19 protein-coding genes are annotated in these 13,653 nt (G+C 59.1%); 2 read left to right on the top strand and 17 right to left on the bottom strand.

What is annotated here, in order from left to right; all coding sequences use genetic code 11:
• The first annotated feature begins 18 nt into the window (after positions 1-18).
• On the top strand, positions 19-1,038 hold the full coding sequence (locus CSC65_RS06040; protein ID WP_162409454.1) for a hypothetical protein: 1,020 nt from the start codon (positions 19-21) through the stop codon (positions 1,036-1,038).
• Position 1,039: 1 nt separating this feature from the next.
• On the opposite strand, the gene CSC65_RS06035 is transcribed toward CSC65_RS06040, so the two are convergent.
• From CSC65_RS06035 to CSC65_RS05990, 10 genes are all read right to left on the bottom strand, one after another.
• Complete coding sequence (locus CSC65_RS06035; protein ID WP_162409452.1) at positions 1,040-1,876, bottom strand: murein L,D-transpeptidase catalytic domain-containing protein; 837 nt, start codon at positions 1,874-1,876, stop codon at positions 1,040-1,042.
• Complete coding sequence (locus CSC65_RS06030) at positions 1,873-2,784, bottom strand: hypothetical protein (protein ID WP_162409450.1); 912 nt, start codon at positions 2,782-2,784, stop codon at positions 1,873-1,875. The genes CSC65_RS06035 and CSC65_RS06030 overlap by 4 nt, the downstream gene beginning before the upstream one ends.
• A gap of 14 nt (positions 2,785-2,798) precedes the next feature.
• Complete coding sequence (locus CSC65_RS06025) at positions 2,799-4,733, bottom strand: type IV secretory system conjugative DNA transfer family protein (RefSeq protein WP_162409448.1); 1,935 nt, start codon at positions 4,731-4,733, stop codon at positions 2,799-2,801.
• On the bottom strand, positions 4,733-5,782 hold the full coding sequence (locus CSC65_RS06020) for a hypothetical protein (RefSeq protein ID WP_162409446.1): 1,050 nt from the start codon (positions 5,780-5,782) through the stop codon (positions 4,733-4,735). Before CSC65_RS06020 ends, CSC65_RS06025 begins: the two co-directional genes overlap by 1 nt.
• A 9-nt stretch (positions 5,783-5,791) precedes the next feature.
• Complete coding sequence (locus CSC65_RS06015) at positions 5,792-6,535, bottom strand: hypothetical protein (protein WP_162409444.1); 744 nt, start codon at positions 6,533-6,535, stop codon at positions 5,792-5,794.
• A gap of 71 nt (positions 6,536-6,606) precedes the next feature.
• Positions 6,607-6,792: a hypothetical protein gene (locus CSC65_RS06010; protein WP_162409442.1), complete on the bottom strand. Its 186-nt coding sequence runs from the start codon at positions 6,790-6,792 to the stop codon at positions 6,607-6,609.
• 71 nt (positions 6,793-6,863) lie between these two features.
• On the bottom strand, positions 6,864-7,913 hold the full coding sequence (locus CSC65_RS06005) for a hypothetical protein (RefSeq protein WP_162409440.1): 1,050 nt from the start codon (positions 7,911-7,913) through the stop codon (positions 6,864-6,866).
• On the bottom strand, positions 7,910-8,083 hold the full coding sequence (locus CSC65_RS06000; protein WP_162315758.1) for a hypothetical protein: 174 nt from the start codon (positions 8,081-8,083) through the stop codon (positions 7,910-7,912). Before CSC65_RS06000 ends, CSC65_RS06005 begins: the two co-directional genes overlap by 4 nt.
• 53 nt (positions 8,084-8,136) lie before the next feature.
• Positions 8,137-8,781 carry a hypothetical protein gene (locus tag CSC65_RS05995; RefSeq protein WP_162409438.1) on the bottom strand — a complete coding sequence of 215 codons (645 nt, stop codon included), beginning with the start codon at positions 8,779-8,781 and terminating at the stop codon, positions 8,137-8,139.
• A 36-nt stretch (positions 8,782-8,817) separates the two neighbouring features.
• A complete protein-coding gene (locus CSC65_RS05990; protein WP_162409436.1) occupies positions 8,818-9,228 on the bottom strand; it encodes a hypothetical protein in 411 nt (136 codons plus the stop codon).
• A gap of 470 nt (positions 9,229-9,698) precedes the next feature.
• Between CSC65_RS05990 and CSC65_RS05985 the strand changes: the two genes are divergently transcribed.
• On the top strand, positions 9,699-10,748 hold the full coding sequence (locus CSC65_RS05985) for an HNH endonuclease (protein ID WP_162409434.1): 1,050 nt from the start codon (positions 9,699-9,701) through the stop codon (positions 10,746-10,748).
• Here the strand turns inward: CSC65_RS05985 and CSC65_RS05980 are convergent.
• From CSC65_RS05980 to CSC65_RS05950, 7 genes are all read right to left on the bottom strand, one after another.
• The gene (locus CSC65_RS05980) at positions 10,684-11,238 is read right to left on the bottom strand and encodes a HEPN domain-containing protein (protein ID WP_162409432.1); all 555 of its coding nucleotides are present in this window, start codon (positions 11,236-11,238) and stop codon (positions 10,684-10,686) included. The two genes, CSC65_RS05985 and CSC65_RS05980, sit on opposite strands and share 65 nt — an antisense overlap.
• A 52-nt stretch (positions 11,239-11,290) precedes the next feature.
• A complete protein-coding gene (locus tag CSC65_RS05975; protein WP_162409430.1) occupies positions 11,291-11,806 on the bottom strand; it encodes a hypothetical protein in 516 nt (171 codons plus the stop codon).
• Positions 11,803-12,135, bottom strand: coding sequence for a hypothetical protein (locus tag CSC65_RS05970; RefSeq protein ID WP_162409428.1), 333 nt, complete (start codon positions 12,133-12,135; stop codon positions 11,803-11,805). Before CSC65_RS05970 ends, CSC65_RS05975 begins: the two co-directional genes overlap by 4 nt.
• A 4-nt stretch (positions 12,136-12,139) precedes the next feature.
• The gene (locus tag CSC65_RS05965) at positions 12,140-12,358 is read right to left on the bottom strand and encodes a hypothetical protein (protein ID WP_162409426.1); all 219 of its coding nucleotides are present in this window, start codon (positions 12,356-12,358) and stop codon (positions 12,140-12,142) included.
• Positions 12,359-12,388: 30 nt separating this feature from the next.
• Complete coding sequence (locus CSC65_RS05960) at positions 12,389-12,649, bottom strand: hypothetical protein (protein WP_162409424.1); 261 nt, start codon at positions 12,647-12,649, stop codon at positions 12,389-12,391.
• 403 nt (positions 12,650-13,052) lie between these two features.
• Positions 13,053-13,361 carry a hypothetical protein gene (locus tag CSC65_RS05955; RefSeq protein ID WP_162409422.1) on the bottom strand — a complete coding sequence of 103 codons (309 nt, stop codon included), beginning with the start codon at positions 13,359-13,361 and terminating at the stop codon, positions 13,053-13,055.
• A complete protein-coding gene (locus CSC65_RS05950) occupies positions 13,358-13,519 on the bottom strand; it encodes a hypothetical protein (protein WP_162409420.1) in 162 nt (53 codons plus the stop codon). The genes CSC65_RS05955 and CSC65_RS05950 overlap by 4 nt, the downstream gene beginning before the upstream one ends.
• Positions 13,520-13,653 lie beyond the last annotated feature (134 nt).

Here is a 13,653-nt window from a genome sequence, read left to right as displayed (position 1 = left end):
CCCAACAGCTTGAGGAGAATGGCCGGCCTGTCCAGGCCGATTGGCTGGCCCACGGCCTACCCCTTACCATCTGACCTCAACTGGGGGTGGGCGTTGACCTTGATCTTGATGGGCCATGAAATCAGCAAGAGCGAAATTCGAGAGAATTTTGTCCTAGAACACGAAAAAGCCGGTTCACAAGGACTGTTTGCTGTGGCCGATAGCGCCTTGACGCGGAAGGGTGAAGAAAAAGATGGCCGGGTTGAGTACCGAACGCTGTTGACCGGCCTCAAAAAGGTTCACGAACTCACGATCCGTATCGCGCGTCCCGACATCTTGCGGAACGGACACTTTCAATCGTTCCAGGCGGATCCGGCCTATCACGCCACCGCGTTCTTGGCGTTCGCCGGTAACGCGTACTCGGCTCACCACGCACTCGACGCCATCCGCGAAGACCTTGGCGGTCTTCGATTGAGTTTTCGCTACCCCCATCAGCCAGGCGAACCCAAGGACCACGTCGTCATCCGGTCAAGAGACGCTAATCCCATGCATGCCGATGGGGTCGCATTCGATCAGGACATGTTCTTTGGCTCTGAAATCGAAGGGCTCTTTCGCGCCGACTATTTCGCCCACGTCGTCAAACATTCGATTGAAAACGCACTTCAAAGCGTCGTTACCCATTGCCAAACCACCCGGGATATCTCCCTGGCCAATGCAACGTTCGCCTTTGGCGTTTGGTGCCCGGTGGAACGCACGCACAAGCTTTACCACTTGGAACCCAAGAGGATCACGGTGGAAGGTCGTTACCAACTGGTCGTTATACCGACCGTGGTGCCAGAAGGAGAAGTCCTGGCACTAGGTATGGAAAGTGTCATTGCAACGCTGCCAATCCAAGACACCTACAACGACGCCTTGGCTAGTTCCACGTCGCCTGCCAAAGCGCTTCAACGCCTCATGGATGGCATGATTGATCGGGACCATGCCGCGTTCACTGGATACCCGATCAACCGCCCTATCTCGCGCATTCACCTCAAAGAAAACCATTTGAGGCGGTTCTAATCTAATACCGCACGGTCCAGCGGCTACCTACGGCTTCGGCATAGACCGGCGCTCCCATCCACCAAGAGGTGGCGGCCGTCAGGTCAGGTGTCGGACAAAACCCTTCGGCTTCCACTTGGTAGTACGGATTGAATGCGTCCGTCGACTCGGGGGCCCATTGCGGCTTGGCGGGCAGTTTCGGTTGCCAGGGCCACCGGAAGCGCTTGCGGATCGTCGAGCCCGAACACGCTGCAATCGACTCGGAGAGGCCTGCCACGTCGCCTTCGACCCACAGCACGGCATTGTCCAGACCATGGTTGTTCAACTGGGACATCACGGCATACGAAACCGCTGGGCAGCCTTCGGACCTTCCGGCCCAACCTGAGCGGACGTAGTTGGACGGGTGCAGGACAACCGCACGCTCGCGGGCGTTGTCGTTGAACCCCACCATCAAGCCATCCAAACGGCGGCGGGTGGAGCCGTCCTGGGTGTTTCTGTACGACTCGGCCACCGAATACAGTCCAACGGAAGTCATCAAGGAGCCGGGAGTGTTGGAGAAGACCGACGCCCTACCCGACTGACTGGGATCTGATCCTCGACCGTGCGCGACTTCGGTGCGCAACACCACCGTGTTGGTTCGGGTGTCGATCGCCCAAAGCCGCTTCTCAGACGCGGACAGACGCATGTCGGCCACGATCAACAGATCTGGCTTGCGGCCCAAACGCTGGGAACAGTCCAAGGCTTGCTGCGCATGGGCATGTGTCACCCTGCTCATGCCGTCGATCCGTGGGATCTTGGCGAAAGCGGTGGTGGAAAGGATGGCTGAAAGGAAGAATAGGGCCCTCGCTCCTGTCTTCATTGTGATTGGCTCCGGTTTCGAGATTGCGCCTCGGCCAGGCTTTCCTGCCTACGGGCGGCGCGGGCTTCCTGCAAAGCAGACTGCACGCGGTTGTAGCTTTCGACATTGGCACTCGCTTCCTGGAAATCACCCAGGCCTTTGACTTCATGTTGCTGGATCGCCTGCTGCTTGGTCTGGTCCAGTTCCTTATCCGACAGCTTGGCCATGCTCGCCGCGCATTCATCGACTTGTTGGTCAACAGGACGGGAGAAGTCGGCGAAGTTCAAGCGAGACTTCTTGACCTCCGGTGCCGGCGCCTGGATTGTGGCTGCCTCCTGGGCGGCTTGAGTCTTGCCTGCTGCTTGTTGCTGGGGCGCCTGCTGCTGGGGCGCTTGCTGCTGGCTCTGGGCCCGAGCGCTCATGCTCTCGGCTTCTACGACACCCATCGTTCGCAGGTAATCGCTGCGATCAACGGCGTTGTTGCCCGTCTTGGCCGCATAGGCGTCATAAGCTGCGCCATGCTTTTGTTCGACGTGAGCCAGAAAGGCTTGGCCCTTCTCGGAGTTGCGGGCTTCTGGCGTCAGACCCAGCCATTTGTTGTTCGTCGCGTCGTTCTGCCCAAACGCGGGTTCGCGCTCAATACGCCACTGGTCAACCTGGTTGGCCTGCCAAGCGGCGGCCTCTTTCTCGGTGGGCTTGGCCAGCGGATCGGACGGGTTGGACTGGTGCGCGTGATACGCGCCCTTGTCGTTGCCCCGGAACGTCTCGAGGCGCTTCCACTGGATGTCGTCCCGAGCGGCCGTCTCGTTGAACTGGCGCGCCTGTGGATTGGGATCAGCCGCAAACGCGGCGTTGTAGGCGTGTTCGTACTGGCGGTAGCGCCGGCCCAGGGAGAGTTCGTTCTTTTCGTAATCGGTGAGTGCGGACATGGTGGTCTCCTGGGTTAGGCGGCTTTGGAACGGTGGGCGGCCAAGGCGTCTTCCACGTCCTGGACGGAGTGGTACTTGGTGCGCGCGAAGTCAATACGAGCATGGCCGGCGCGGTTGAGCATGAGGATCACGGATCCGCGCACCGACAAGGAGTCATTGAGTTCCCAGTCCTCCAGCATTTCCGCCACCTCATACTTGCCGCCCAGGAACACAGGCAGATAGTTCTGGTCACGCAATTCGTCTAGGGGAATTCGTTTGGCCAGACCCCGGTACGGCTGCATTCCATCCACCACCACTTGGAGACGAGTGGATCCGCGGCGATCCAGGTCGCGCAAGATATGTGCCGACGGATGATTCGGGTCGGCATAGATGGTGTTGTCGAAGGTATCGATTGCGCGCGAAACATCCATGAAGGCCTGCGGTTGGGTGGGTACCCGCAATTTCTTGACCTTGCCCGCGCGTGACTGCAGGTAGCGATACGTTTCTTCCGACGCACGGAACGACGCGATTGACAGGAAGTTGTTGAGGAACCGGTTCTTGGCTTCCTTGGACTTCATCACGCTGTCCAGCGACTCGTAGGTCTGCGTGGCGTACACGAAGAACAAGCCCAGTGAACGCGCGACAGCCGTCAGATTGATTTCCATTGGCGAAACCATGTCCTGACATTCGTCGACCATGTCCATGACCGAGACTTGTCCCGTGGCTTCGCGCCAGCGATCTCCATACTTCTGGCCGCGCTCGCGAATAGCGTTGAAGACCTTGGACTTCACCAACTTGGCGATGACCTTAGCGGTGTGTCCGTATTGCGTCGCTGGCAGGTTGATACCGATCCAGTCGCCATACAACGCGCCCAGGACATCAACGCCCTCTTCCGTATCGGCCCAGGGTTCGTCGCCGTGGTCGACATCCTTGATCATCGAGCCGCGAAGCAAGTCAGACTTCAAGAACCCCAAGATGTCTTCTTCGACATTCATGAGATAGGACGAGCGGCCTTGATCATGAATGTTTGGCCACTTCACGACAAAGTATTCGATGGCACGTGACAGCACACGACCCGAGGCGCGCAGGTCCGGGTGGACGCTGACCGGTCGACTGACGATCTGATCATCGCTGGGCTTGTAGCCCAGGAACTGGAAGATATCCAAGGCGTCGTCGTTCGGCCGCATAAGACCGCCCTTAGTTTCGACCGGGATCGAAAGGATGTCCTTCAAGCGGTTGTAACCGGCGGGCGTCCAGCGGTATTGCCGTGTGGACATGATGAAATCTTTGGTGGATTGAATCGCCATCTTCTTTTCATCCAGAAGGCGACCAAAGGAAGCGGTATCTCGACCTGCACGACGTGCCAATTCGCGGTCTGCTAACAGGTGCAGGACTTGGAGTTCCAACGACGCCAGACGTTTCTCGGCGTCTTCTTTGTTGGTTTTTTCATGCGACACCAAAGCTTCCAAAACGGTAAGACAGAACAGGTGAAAGGTGCCTGCTCCCTTGACCCAAATCGAGTCCTTGTCGTTCATGCTTTCGCCGTTGGCCTGGGCAAACGCTTCGGCCACCACACCTGCACTCATGCCTTGGAAGGGTGCGAACTTTGTTCCCGGCTCAATCACGATCGTCAGCAGCGAACGCATGTCGGCGACCATCGCACCCTTACCATCCGATAGCACTGCCCCGATTTTCTCGGGCAACGTTGCCAGTCGTAATGCCATCGCACGCAAGATGGATGAGGTTTTACCGGTACCAGTAGCACCGAAAACCATCATGTGAGTCGAAAGGTCCAGCAAGGTCAATCCCATCCATTGCCCTGCTTCTGGAGCGCAGGGAAGGTCAGCCTTACCCGTGATCCCCATCGCTTGTGCAATCGGAATAAATGGCGTTTTGTCACGCGCCGCTTCGCGGATCTGCTGCATTCTCGCGGGAGCCAATAGACCAGTGGCAGTGGCTTCGATAGACATTATTGACCTCCTATTTTGCCGCCTGCTTTCTGCTTACTTTGAAGCTCAAGCTCGGCTGTGCGTTGACGGAAATTTCCCCAGGTGTAGTACAGCGGGTAAGCGCAGGCGACCATGAACCAACCCAGTGGCTTGATGAATGACAAGCTGGCCGGCAACAGCGACAAGGCAACATTCACGCCCAGCACGAATGCGGTGATCATCGTGGCGTGCTTGAATCGCGTGAACAGGGAGAAGATGGGGGTTCCGGCCTTTCCGCTCTCACTGCGAGAGGCAATGAAGGCCATCACAAAGACTGCGCCTGCCAACCAGGAGAGGGATATGCCCGTGGCGCGAAGATTGCCCAGGTCCATCGCGGGACCACCGAACATGCCACCCATCAGCGCCGGCAGCACTACGGAAATGCCTAGCACCTTCAACAGCGTGCCTGTGCCTTCGCATTGATAGAGGGTCAAGGCATGGATGGCCAACAATGGCAGGCAGATAGCACCTGCTAGCAGGGGATGGACCTGGTACAGAACGAAAGCCAGTGCCAGGATCACGGGGAATGCCCCCATGACCAACGCTGTAGCAGTGCTGTCGCCGCCGCGGAACAGATCCTCTGGCTGGATGTATCCATTGGTCGAACGACCATCGGCCGTCATATGCCAGTTGTTGCCTTTCGCTTCCAGGTCGGGGGTAGCCTTGGCGAACCAGTGATGAAACTTCCACTGGGCTTCGTCGTCGATCCCTTCGGGCATGTACCAGTTGCCATCGCGTTCCACAGCACCCAAGACGCGAAGATCGGCGTGGTCGCTTTTCTGGACATACAGGAGCGGATCCCCCGGTAGGGGTGGCGCACAGTTGACCAGTTCTCCACCTTGGACGATGTAGTCATAGCGGGCCTGGGCCCTGGCGTAGACACCCGCACGACTATTGGTCGTGGCAGGGTTGTAAGGCCGACGCAGAATGAAAGCGGTTGCCCGTGCCGTGAGCGTAGGCAGGAGGTTCAAGGCGTCGTAGAGGTTGAGTCGGTTGCGGACGAAGGTCTGGGCGCGTTCGATCGTGGTCATCTTCATTCCTTAGTTGAGTCGCGCCGACAGGTCGTCGCCGTATTTCACGAAACAGACTTCCTGAAAGATCAGGCCATCCAGCCAGGTCTGGCTGCCACCCGCTTTAATCTGCTGAGTACCTTCCTTCCCGAAAGTTGCGCATTGGTCCAACGACCAGGTCTGGGCGATCGTGGTGATTTCGTTTCGCTTATTCGAACAACCGGCTTCCAGAACTGCATACCGGTCGCGAGCTTCATCCGTCGTGCGATTACGAAGTGCAGACACTTCGTCAAGACACTTCTGGGCCGAGTAGCTGGCGATATCGCCGACCCACTCTTTCTTCAAGTCTTCGCGCTTGGCGACATACGCACGCGCGTCTTGTGCAGCATTGGCCGCTTTCCGCTGGCCATTCCAGCTATCCCATTTCTCGCCAGCTTCTTTTGCCGCTCCACCCAGCGAAAACAACACGGTGCAAAGCAAGGTGGTGGCAATCGCTACGGCGCGCCCCACCTGTGGGTGTTCTTCCTGGCGCAGGCTCTCAGTCCACAGCGCCGAAATTTCATGGTTCTCGTTGCGCTTGGCTGGCGTGCGGTCCACCGGCATATCGAAGTACGTGTCGGCCAAGTGCTGACGCACTGATTTGTCGGGACCTTGAATTTCGTTGAGCGAAGGTCCGCCGATGAATAGGCGGCCGTAAATATTCAGGACCTTGCTCGCGAAGAACCGGCCAGGTGCACCGGTGCGCAAGTTGACGAAGAATTTATCCAGGAGCATAAAAAACCTTGGAAGGTGTGTCCCTCCAAGGTATGCGGGTTGTCGTACTTGGCAAGTCTGTGAATGCGAACTTATAAGCGCTTTTCAAGATTGTCGAGTTGGTCCAGTGCGTCGTCTTGCCAGGTCTTCTCGGCGGGCATTTCGTTGAGCGAAGGTCCGCCGATGAATAGGCGGCCGTAAATATTCAGGACCTTGCTCGCGAAGAACCGGCCAGGTGCACCGGTGCGCAAGTTGACGAAGAATTTATCCAGGAGCATAAAAAACCTTGGAAGGTGTGTCCCTCCAAGGTATGCGGGTTGTCGTACTTGGCAAGTCTGTGAATGCGAACTTATAAGCGCTTTTCAAGATTGTCGAGTTGGTCCAGTGCGTCGTCTTGCCAGGTCTTCTCGGCGGGCTTTGGTTGGGGCTTGGGCTTAGGCGTTGCTGGCTTGGCCTTCGGCTTGGGAGCCGAAGGCTGTGCAGGAGCGGCCTTAGCAACAACAGGTGCGGGTGCGACCTCAGGCTCGACAACCGGTGGTTCTGGTTGGACGGGTGCGGGCTCAGGAGTTGTCTGGATCACATCCGCCACCAAGTCGGCCGGGTTGATCACGACTGGCTCGGGTGTGGTGGGTACCTGGATATCTGGTGTGCTGGGCTCGGCTACCGCGGGTTGGGCTGCAGGTTCAACCGTTGAAGCGGCAGGCTCGGGCGACTCCTTGTTACTAGAGAGCGTCCACCAGCCGATCGCTCCCAGGGCCAGGACGGCCAATCCGACACCCACTAGAAGCGGAGCGCGGGACTTTCTGGGCGTGGTAGCGGTCGTGACCACACGCACGTCGGTGGGCGTATCGACCAGGCGCTCTTCCAACCGCGCCTTGTCTTCGGGACGGTGTACCAACACCACGCGTTTCTCGGGTTCCGGGCTTGCCTGGATGTCAGCCACCAGGGCGTCCAGTGCTTCGTCATGGGACTGGAAGGGGTCGATGGAGCACTGCGTTTCAAATTTCTCAATGACGCTGGCGGTGTCGGTCTCCACCTCGGCCTGCGGGGTGACTACTTTGTCTGCGACGGGCTCGGGCTCGTCGATTGCCACCAGCTCGGGGGCAGTCTCGATCTCGGGCTCGTCGATTGCCACCAGCTCGGGGGCAGTCTCGATCTCGGGCTCGGGCTCCCAGGCCTGTGGTTCTGGCTCAGGCTCGATGGGCTCTGGCAAAGCCGGCACGTCGACGCCAGGCTGTTCGGGAAGCACCAGATCATCCAGCACGCCATCGAACATCGAGGTGGCCGGCTCTGCTGGTGCAAGGGCTGGCGCAGGAACAGGCGTGGCGGCCAGTTCGGGTGCGACTTTTGGATTGGTCGAGGGTTCGGGTTGGAACAGGTCCAAGAAGTTGTCGGTCATGAGCGTTGGGTGGATCGAAGGATGGCGCGTAAGTGCGCGTCGACGGCGGTGGAAAGGCGACGGGCGCGGGCTTGCTGGCGGCGGAGCTGGTAGTCGATCAAAAAGACAAAGACCTGGCGTTCGTAGTAATTCATGGCGGCGAACTGGTCTTCGATCTGCTGGAGGTTCATGGGTGTCCCTCGGGGAAGAGACCGGCCCCAGGACTCGGGGCCGGTCAAGATGATCAAGCGGATACGTCCGGCACGGGCGTGATGAGGATCTGGGTCTTGCCCTTCCCGCAGTTGTCGACAGCGGTGGCTGGCGGGAATGAACCGCGGGCGTGCAACTCGGCGAGCGGGATCTGGCAGGCTTTCTGGTCGCGACCCGAGACAGCGATCGACAGTGGCTCCTTGGACTTCTTGGCCAGAGCCGAGATCTTGTCCAGAACGGCAACGGTCTTCGGATCACGGGCGGACATGCTCGCCGGGTCGTAGGCGATGACCACCGCGTCCAGGGCCTCCACCTTCTCGCCCGACTTGGCGGTCGCTTGCTTGGTGGAAACGGTGGCGGTCATGCCAGCGGCCTGGGCTTCTTGCTGCAGGGCGCGGGCTTCGTCCAGCTGCTTGCGGTAAGAAGCGATGGATCCCACAGCGGCGCCGACCGCGCACGCGGCCAAGGCTTTGTCCTTCTTGCCGGTGAGGTAAGCGAGCGCGCCGCCACCCAGGCAACCCAGGGCGCCGGACTTGAACAAGCGCTTCTTGTCAGCCTTCGGCTTGGCGGGCTTGGCGTCGGTCTGTTCAGTGGTGGGGCTGGCCTGCTGCTGGGCCAGGACGGGAGCGGCGGCAACGAGCGTCGCGGCCAGTGCGAGGGAGAGAACGGAAATCTTCATAGGGGAGGTCTCGGTGGGGAGGAAGAGGTGGTTGGGTTAGGACCGCGGTGTGGGTGGGCGATGAATGCCCAACTCTTGGTCACTGGGTTTGGGTGTGGTCGGGTGCTTCTGTCCGAACTGAAAAGCGTCCTTGACGGCTTCGCGCTGGGAGGCTTTCAGGCCTTCCAGGAAGTTGCCAAGGACGTTTCGTTGCTCATCGAGGAAGCGAGATCGCTCCTGGGCTTGAAGCACATCGGACTCGAGCAGGCGTTCCATCAGACGAGTGATGTCGGCGCGTAGATCCGCGGCAAAGCTTTTCAACACCACGGTAGCGTCGGCGGTATCCAGGGCGTTGGCTGTGGACTGCGACATGAATTCCGACAGCGACAGACCGCGAACGTCAGCAGCCTCCCGGAAGCGTTCGACTTCGCGAGGGGTGAGGGCAATGCTGGTCTTGCGTTTGGCCATAGCGAACGGAAACTAGATGGTTGACGGGTCTCAACCACGCTATGGCGTTTGTCGCTTTTGGCAAGGGGTCGGCGGTAATACCTGCGAAACACGCCGCAAAGCAGTTTTAGGCTGTTTTCGGGGTTCGGATGGCGGTAATGCCGGCGGTACTCCGAAACCCAGGCTTATCAAGGGTTAGGCGCTCGTAAGCGGTCAGTTCTTACCGCTGCAGGAAAAAAACCATAGGTGCGTGTTGTCCATGCCCCCGACTTTGCTTTGCGCTCGCCTCGTCGTTCTTCGACAGGCCGCAAAATCGCAAACGTCCCAAGCTCTTCGCCAATAGGTCCGACGCTCTTGCTCTTCCCGCCAGTCAACGACAAACGCTCCACCTGTCGTTGACTGGCGGCCGTCGTTTTCGCTCGCAAGACTGCCCATTGCCCACAACGACAAGCCACCTACACTGGTTCCAAGATCAACTCGTTCAGCTTTCCATGACGCCCATTTCCCCCACCATGACGCTCGACGATTTCCTGGCTGCCATTGCGCCACTCGATACGCAGTACCACCTGTCGACCCCCACTTATGCACGTCGCAAAGTTCTCACCCAGGCCGGCGACACCTGCCCGCTCTGCCTCAAGCCATACGACCGCACCAACGCTCGCGGCTTCGATCACCCCGTCATCGCCACGTTTGTCCACACCTCTCTCGGCGGCCCACTCACCGTCGATAACCTCTTCGTCTGCTGTCGGCGTTGCCAGCAAGTCCGCGCCTCGGCTGACCTCTTGACCCTCGACAACGTGCCCGACCACCTCGCCTCACAGCGGTTGGCTGCGCTCCAGTTATCGGCCAACCACCTGCTTCCCCTGCCCCCGTCCTCCACCTTGCCGGCGTTCCGTTCGGCCCTGGCGTCGCGTCATGCCTTCCCCCGATCGCGTGTCTATGCGGCCCAGACCGACGACGGCCAATGCCTCCTTGGCGTCACCGCCCGCTACGGCGATGGCCAGTCCAAAGGCCTGGCTCGCCTGTTGGCCAAGTTGTCCGGCGTGCCTCTTCAACGCGACAAGCGCGCTACGGTCTATCTGCTGACCGACGACAAGTTCCGCCAGGTGGTCTGGCAATTGATCGACGCCAATGCCCTCGTGGTCGGTGTCGGTCGTCGTTCAAACCTGCGCGACTTCCAGGATTACTGGTGGCTCACGTCGGCCAGTGTCGGCGAGCTGCGCCTACGGAAAGTGGCAGGCCTGCAGGTGCCCGCAGGCGTTGCCACCCGTGAAGTCGGACCCCGTGCCATGCGCCAGCGCAAGCTGGTCGCCAAGCGTCGCGCCCAGGCCCAGTGTGTCGCCGACGTGGCTGACTTGAAGGCAGCCGAAGTGGAGTTCGATCAAGCGTTCGTGCGCCTGCGGGCGCAGCAGGACATGGGGTTGCCAGGCGAACTGGATGAGACCCGGTACTTCGTGAACCGGTACTGGTCGGCGTTTAGCCGGGTGTACGGTCGGCCTTCGCCAGTACCGCGTCCGTCGCCACAACCAGTTGCCGAATGAAGTGGATGTACTTGCGCAGGTCGTCGCGGGAGACCGCGTGCTTCGTGGGCGTACCGTTGGCAGGCCTGCCCGATCGGTGAGCGATGTCGCCGCGTTTCTTGGCCAGCTTGTTGAGTTCGCTGCGAGCCGTTGAAGGCTCCATGTGGTTCCACTTCCACCCTTCCGTGATATCGACGCCCAGGTATTTCTGGTACAGCGGGCGCACTCGGTCAGTGCTGGGGGTGTGGAAATATTTCAAATCATTGGCCAGGCAGTCCCGCATGAACTGGGGCAAGTGCCCGTCCCCGGTGCCGGCGACAGTCTCGACTGCTTCCACCAAGCGGTCCTCGAAATAGGTTTCCAGGGCGGCCAAGGCCATGACCAGGCTGGCCCGTTTCAAGACCTCGTTTTCGGGTGGCGGCGGCTGGGCGTTGAGTTTGTCGAAATGTCCGACCAGGTCCAAGGCGTCCTGGAGGGCGTGGTCGAAGGTCAGGCTGGCTTTGGAGTGCATGGCTGAACGGATTAGGGATTACCGGTCTTGTCGCACCCGCTCCCCCTGCCCGTCAAGCTGCCAGACCGTACCGCTCGATGTGATAGCGCAGGACCCGGGCTTCGTCTCCTTCGCTGTCATTGACCTTCTCGATCATGTCCTGGACCACCTGGGGCAGGTTGGATTGGCCGAAGACTTCCACCAGCGTCTTGCCGCGGCCTCGGACATACACCGGCATTCCGTTGTCCCAACCCTTTCGGACAAGGGTGCGGGCCTGTTCCAGGAAGGGATCGGCGCCTTGCTCCACCAGCCAGACAGCAATCGCTTCCAGACGGTCGCAGGAGGCCGTGTCGCCTTTGGTTTTCTTCATGGCGTACAAGTGAGTCAGGACGGCCATGGGGGTCAGGTCTTCATCTGAACGAGCGTTCGTGAGTTCCCAGTTGAACTCCCTGGTGGAGGGGCACCACTCGGCACGATGGACGAGCTGAGCTTCTTCCAGCGCTCGCAGTTCCGCCAGGGCGTCCTGGACGCAAATCAGGGATTGGGTCTGGATAGCTTCAACCAGACGGGGATATGCAGCACGGTTCATGGGGTTCTCCGGTCTATTACGAGGTGGTGGGCGCCGCCCAGGACTCGGGCTTCGCGTATGAGCGCGGCAACGCGCGTTCTTGTGGTTTCCGACTCAATGTCGGGGCCTGAAACATCGAACTGGTCGTAGATCTGGATCCCTGGCGTGCGGGAAACGGAGCGAGCGGTGTTGACCTGCTTGATCCACTCGGGGATCCGCGCACAGATAAGGCGGTAGCGGTACGCGTCTTCGTCGGCAATGGGATTGCAGATGACGGCGTAGGTGTGACCGGAAATCGGGTCGGCGTACATGGCCAGGTCCCTGGCGTCTTCGGATTCGACTATGCGCATGGGATTACTTGGCGGCGTACTGCTCGAGAGCCTTGCGACGCTGTTCCTCCGTCATGCGGGCGGCACGCTCAATGGCTTCCGCGTCGTTCGCAGGGTCCGCAGCAACTTCCATGAAGGCGGTGTGGGAGTCGACCTGGTCCATGACCTTGCCCCCAATCCATAGGACAGATCCGGAAATGGAGAGAACAATGGCGGTGACAATGGCGGATTCAGTGATGTTCATAGTGTGGGGTCCGTGTGAGTTGGTTTGTGGTTAGGCGACTACAAAGAGGTAGCCAGCCCACAATGCCTTGGAGATAAATGTGCCAACCATCAACACACAAAAGAGACCAGCCATGCCCAATCCAACCAAGGCTGAATACTTCACCGAACACACGAAGGAATTAGCAAGTCGATCGCTAGCGGAAGTACTGGATTTGCTCTCGATGTAGGTCACTACGAAGGTGGAGACAAAAAACAATGTCGTCATTGATACGGTCATAAAAAATGGAAATGGAATATCAGCAATGTTCATGGGTGCAGTCTCGAATTAGGCAACGATGAGGGGAAGGAAGACGGCGGTAAGGACTGCCAGTCCGGTCAAAGCAACAGTCAGAAGACCGTTGGTTCGAAGGGCGATGAAGCTGTGTTCTTGTGAGTGGGCAATGCGATCAAAAAGGCTCATGTCTGGGCTCCGTTGGTGTGTGTGATAGCAGTTGCTAGCACATAACCATCATGTGAGAGATGGGAGTAATGTCCAGGTGCCAACACACACAATCGTGCGAAGCGGAACGCGGAAATAGAAAAGAAAAACGCCCCGATTTCTCGGAGCGCTTGTGAGGTTTGAGTGCAGCTAGCAGGTGCTATCAAGCGATAGCGAAGTGATATCACCAGAACGAAGTTGGCCACGACCGTGGCCATGTGCCTTCAAGTTCCAATCACCGCTTTTTCTTGCGCTTGATAGCAGGTGCTATCACGCGCCAGGTCTTGTTGCCGCCGTCCAATCGGTCCAACGCCTCGTCCAGGATGGCGACGACTGCAGTGTTCATTGGACCAATGACACGGTCTTCCAAGCGTTCGTGCAGGTCCTCGGGTACGCGCAGGAACAGCACCTTCTTGCCGCCGACAGGCAATTCGCGGGCAATGATCTTGGCAACCCCCGGCTCCCGCTTGATGGACATCCGCGAAGCCTTCTCGGGATAGGACACCTGGGCCAGGTCATCAGGGTTCAGGTCGTTCCAACTCATGGGGTCTCCTTCATTTCGTGAAGGGCGCGCACCACGGCATGCACCCATTCGAGTTCTTGGTGATTGGTAATGGCCTGCTCGGTTTCATTAGGCGTGGCCAGGGTGAGGTCAAGCTCTTCAATCGTGCCGTCTGGACGACAGATCAGGGCGCGGGTCACTGGGGGTCCCCACTTGTCTCTTTGACAATAGCTTCCCGCCACCGTTCTTGACGTTCCCGCTCAAAACATTTCCATGGCAAGGGCATACCGTCATGTGATTCGCAGTACTGACGTAGAAACAACAACCCTATGGA

The organism is Pseudoxanthomonas daejeonensis, assembly GCF_010093205.1.
Classification (GTDB): Bacteria; Pseudomonadota; Gammaproteobacteria; order Xanthomonadales; family Xanthomonadaceae; genus Pseudoxanthomonas; species Pseudoxanthomonas daejeonensis.
The sequence above is the reverse complement of the archived record's forward strand: the minus strand, read 5'-3'. Positions and strand labels throughout refer to the sequence as shown.

Bases quoted from the DNA above. Each gene is read 5' to 3' on its own strand.
- CSC65_RS05970 (WP_162409428.1), bottom strand. From the start codon at position 12,135: ATGCGCATAGTCGAATCCGAAGACGCCAGGGACCTGGCCATGTACGCC.
- CSC65_RS06000 (WP_162315758.1), bottom strand. From the start codon at position 8,083: ATGAACCTCCAGCAGATCGAAGACCAGTTCGCCGCCATGAATTACTAC.
- CSC65_RS06040 (WP_162409454.1), top strand. From the start codon at position 19: ATGGCCGGCCTGTCCAGGCCGATTGGCTGGCCCACGGCCTACCCCTTA.
- CSC65_RS05955 (WP_162409422.1), bottom strand. From the start codon at position 13,361: ATGAGTTGGAACGACCTGAACCCTGATGACCTGGCCCAGGTGTCCTAT.
- CSC65_RS05990 (WP_162409436.1), bottom strand. From the start codon at position 9,228: ATGGCCAAACGCAAGACCAGCATTGCCCTCACCCCTCGCGAAGTCGAA.
- CSC65_RS06020 (WP_162409446.1), bottom strand. From the start codon at position 5,782: ATGACCACGATCGAACGCGCCCAGACCTTCGTCCGCAACCGACTCAAC.
- CSC65_RS05995 (WP_162409438.1), bottom strand. From the start codon at position 8,781: ATGAAGATTTCCGTTCTCTCCCTCGCACTGGCCGCGACGCTCGTTGCC.
- CSC65_RS05975 (WP_162409430.1), bottom strand. From the start codon at position 11,806: ATGAACCGTGCTGCATATCCCCGTCTGGTTGAAGCTATCCAGACCCAA.
- CSC65_RS06035 (WP_162409452.1), bottom strand. From the start codon at position 1,876: ATGAAGACAGGAGCGAGGGCCCTATTCTTCCTTTCAGCCATCCTTTCC.
- CSC65_RS05960 (WP_162409424.1), bottom strand. From the start codon at position 12,649: ATGAACATTGCTGATATTCCATTTCCATTTTTTATGACCGTATCAATG.
- CSC65_RS06010 (WP_162409442.1), bottom strand. From the start codon at position 6,792: ATGCTCCTGGATAAATTCTTCGTCAACTTGCGCACCGGTGCACCTGGC.
- CSC65_RS06005 (WP_162409440.1), bottom strand. From the start codon at position 7,913: ATGACCGACAACTTCTTGGACCTGTTCCAACCCGAACCCTCGACCAAT.
- CSC65_RS06025 (WP_162409448.1), bottom strand. From the start codon at position 4,733: ATGTCTATCGAAGCCACTGCCACTGGTCTATTGGCTCCCGCGAGAATG.
- CSC65_RS05985 (WP_162409434.1), top strand. From the start codon at position 9,699: ATGACGCCCATTTCCCCCACCATGACGCTCGACGATTTCCTGGCTGCC.
- CSC65_RS06030 (WP_162409450.1), bottom strand. From the start codon at position 2,784: ATGTCCGCACTCACCGATTACGAAAAGAACGAACTCTCCCTGGGCCGG.
- CSC65_RS05980 (WP_162409432.1), bottom strand. From the start codon at position 11,238: ATGCACTCCAAAGCCAGCCTGACCTTCGACCACGCCCTCCAGGACGCC.
- CSC65_RS05965 (WP_162409426.1), bottom strand. From the start codon at position 12,358: ATGAACATCACTGAATCCGCCATTGTCACCGCCATTGTTCTCTCCATT.
- CSC65_RS06015 (WP_162409444.1), bottom strand. From the start codon at position 6,535: ATGCTCCTGGATAAATTCTTCGTCAACTTGCGCACCGGTGCACCTGGC.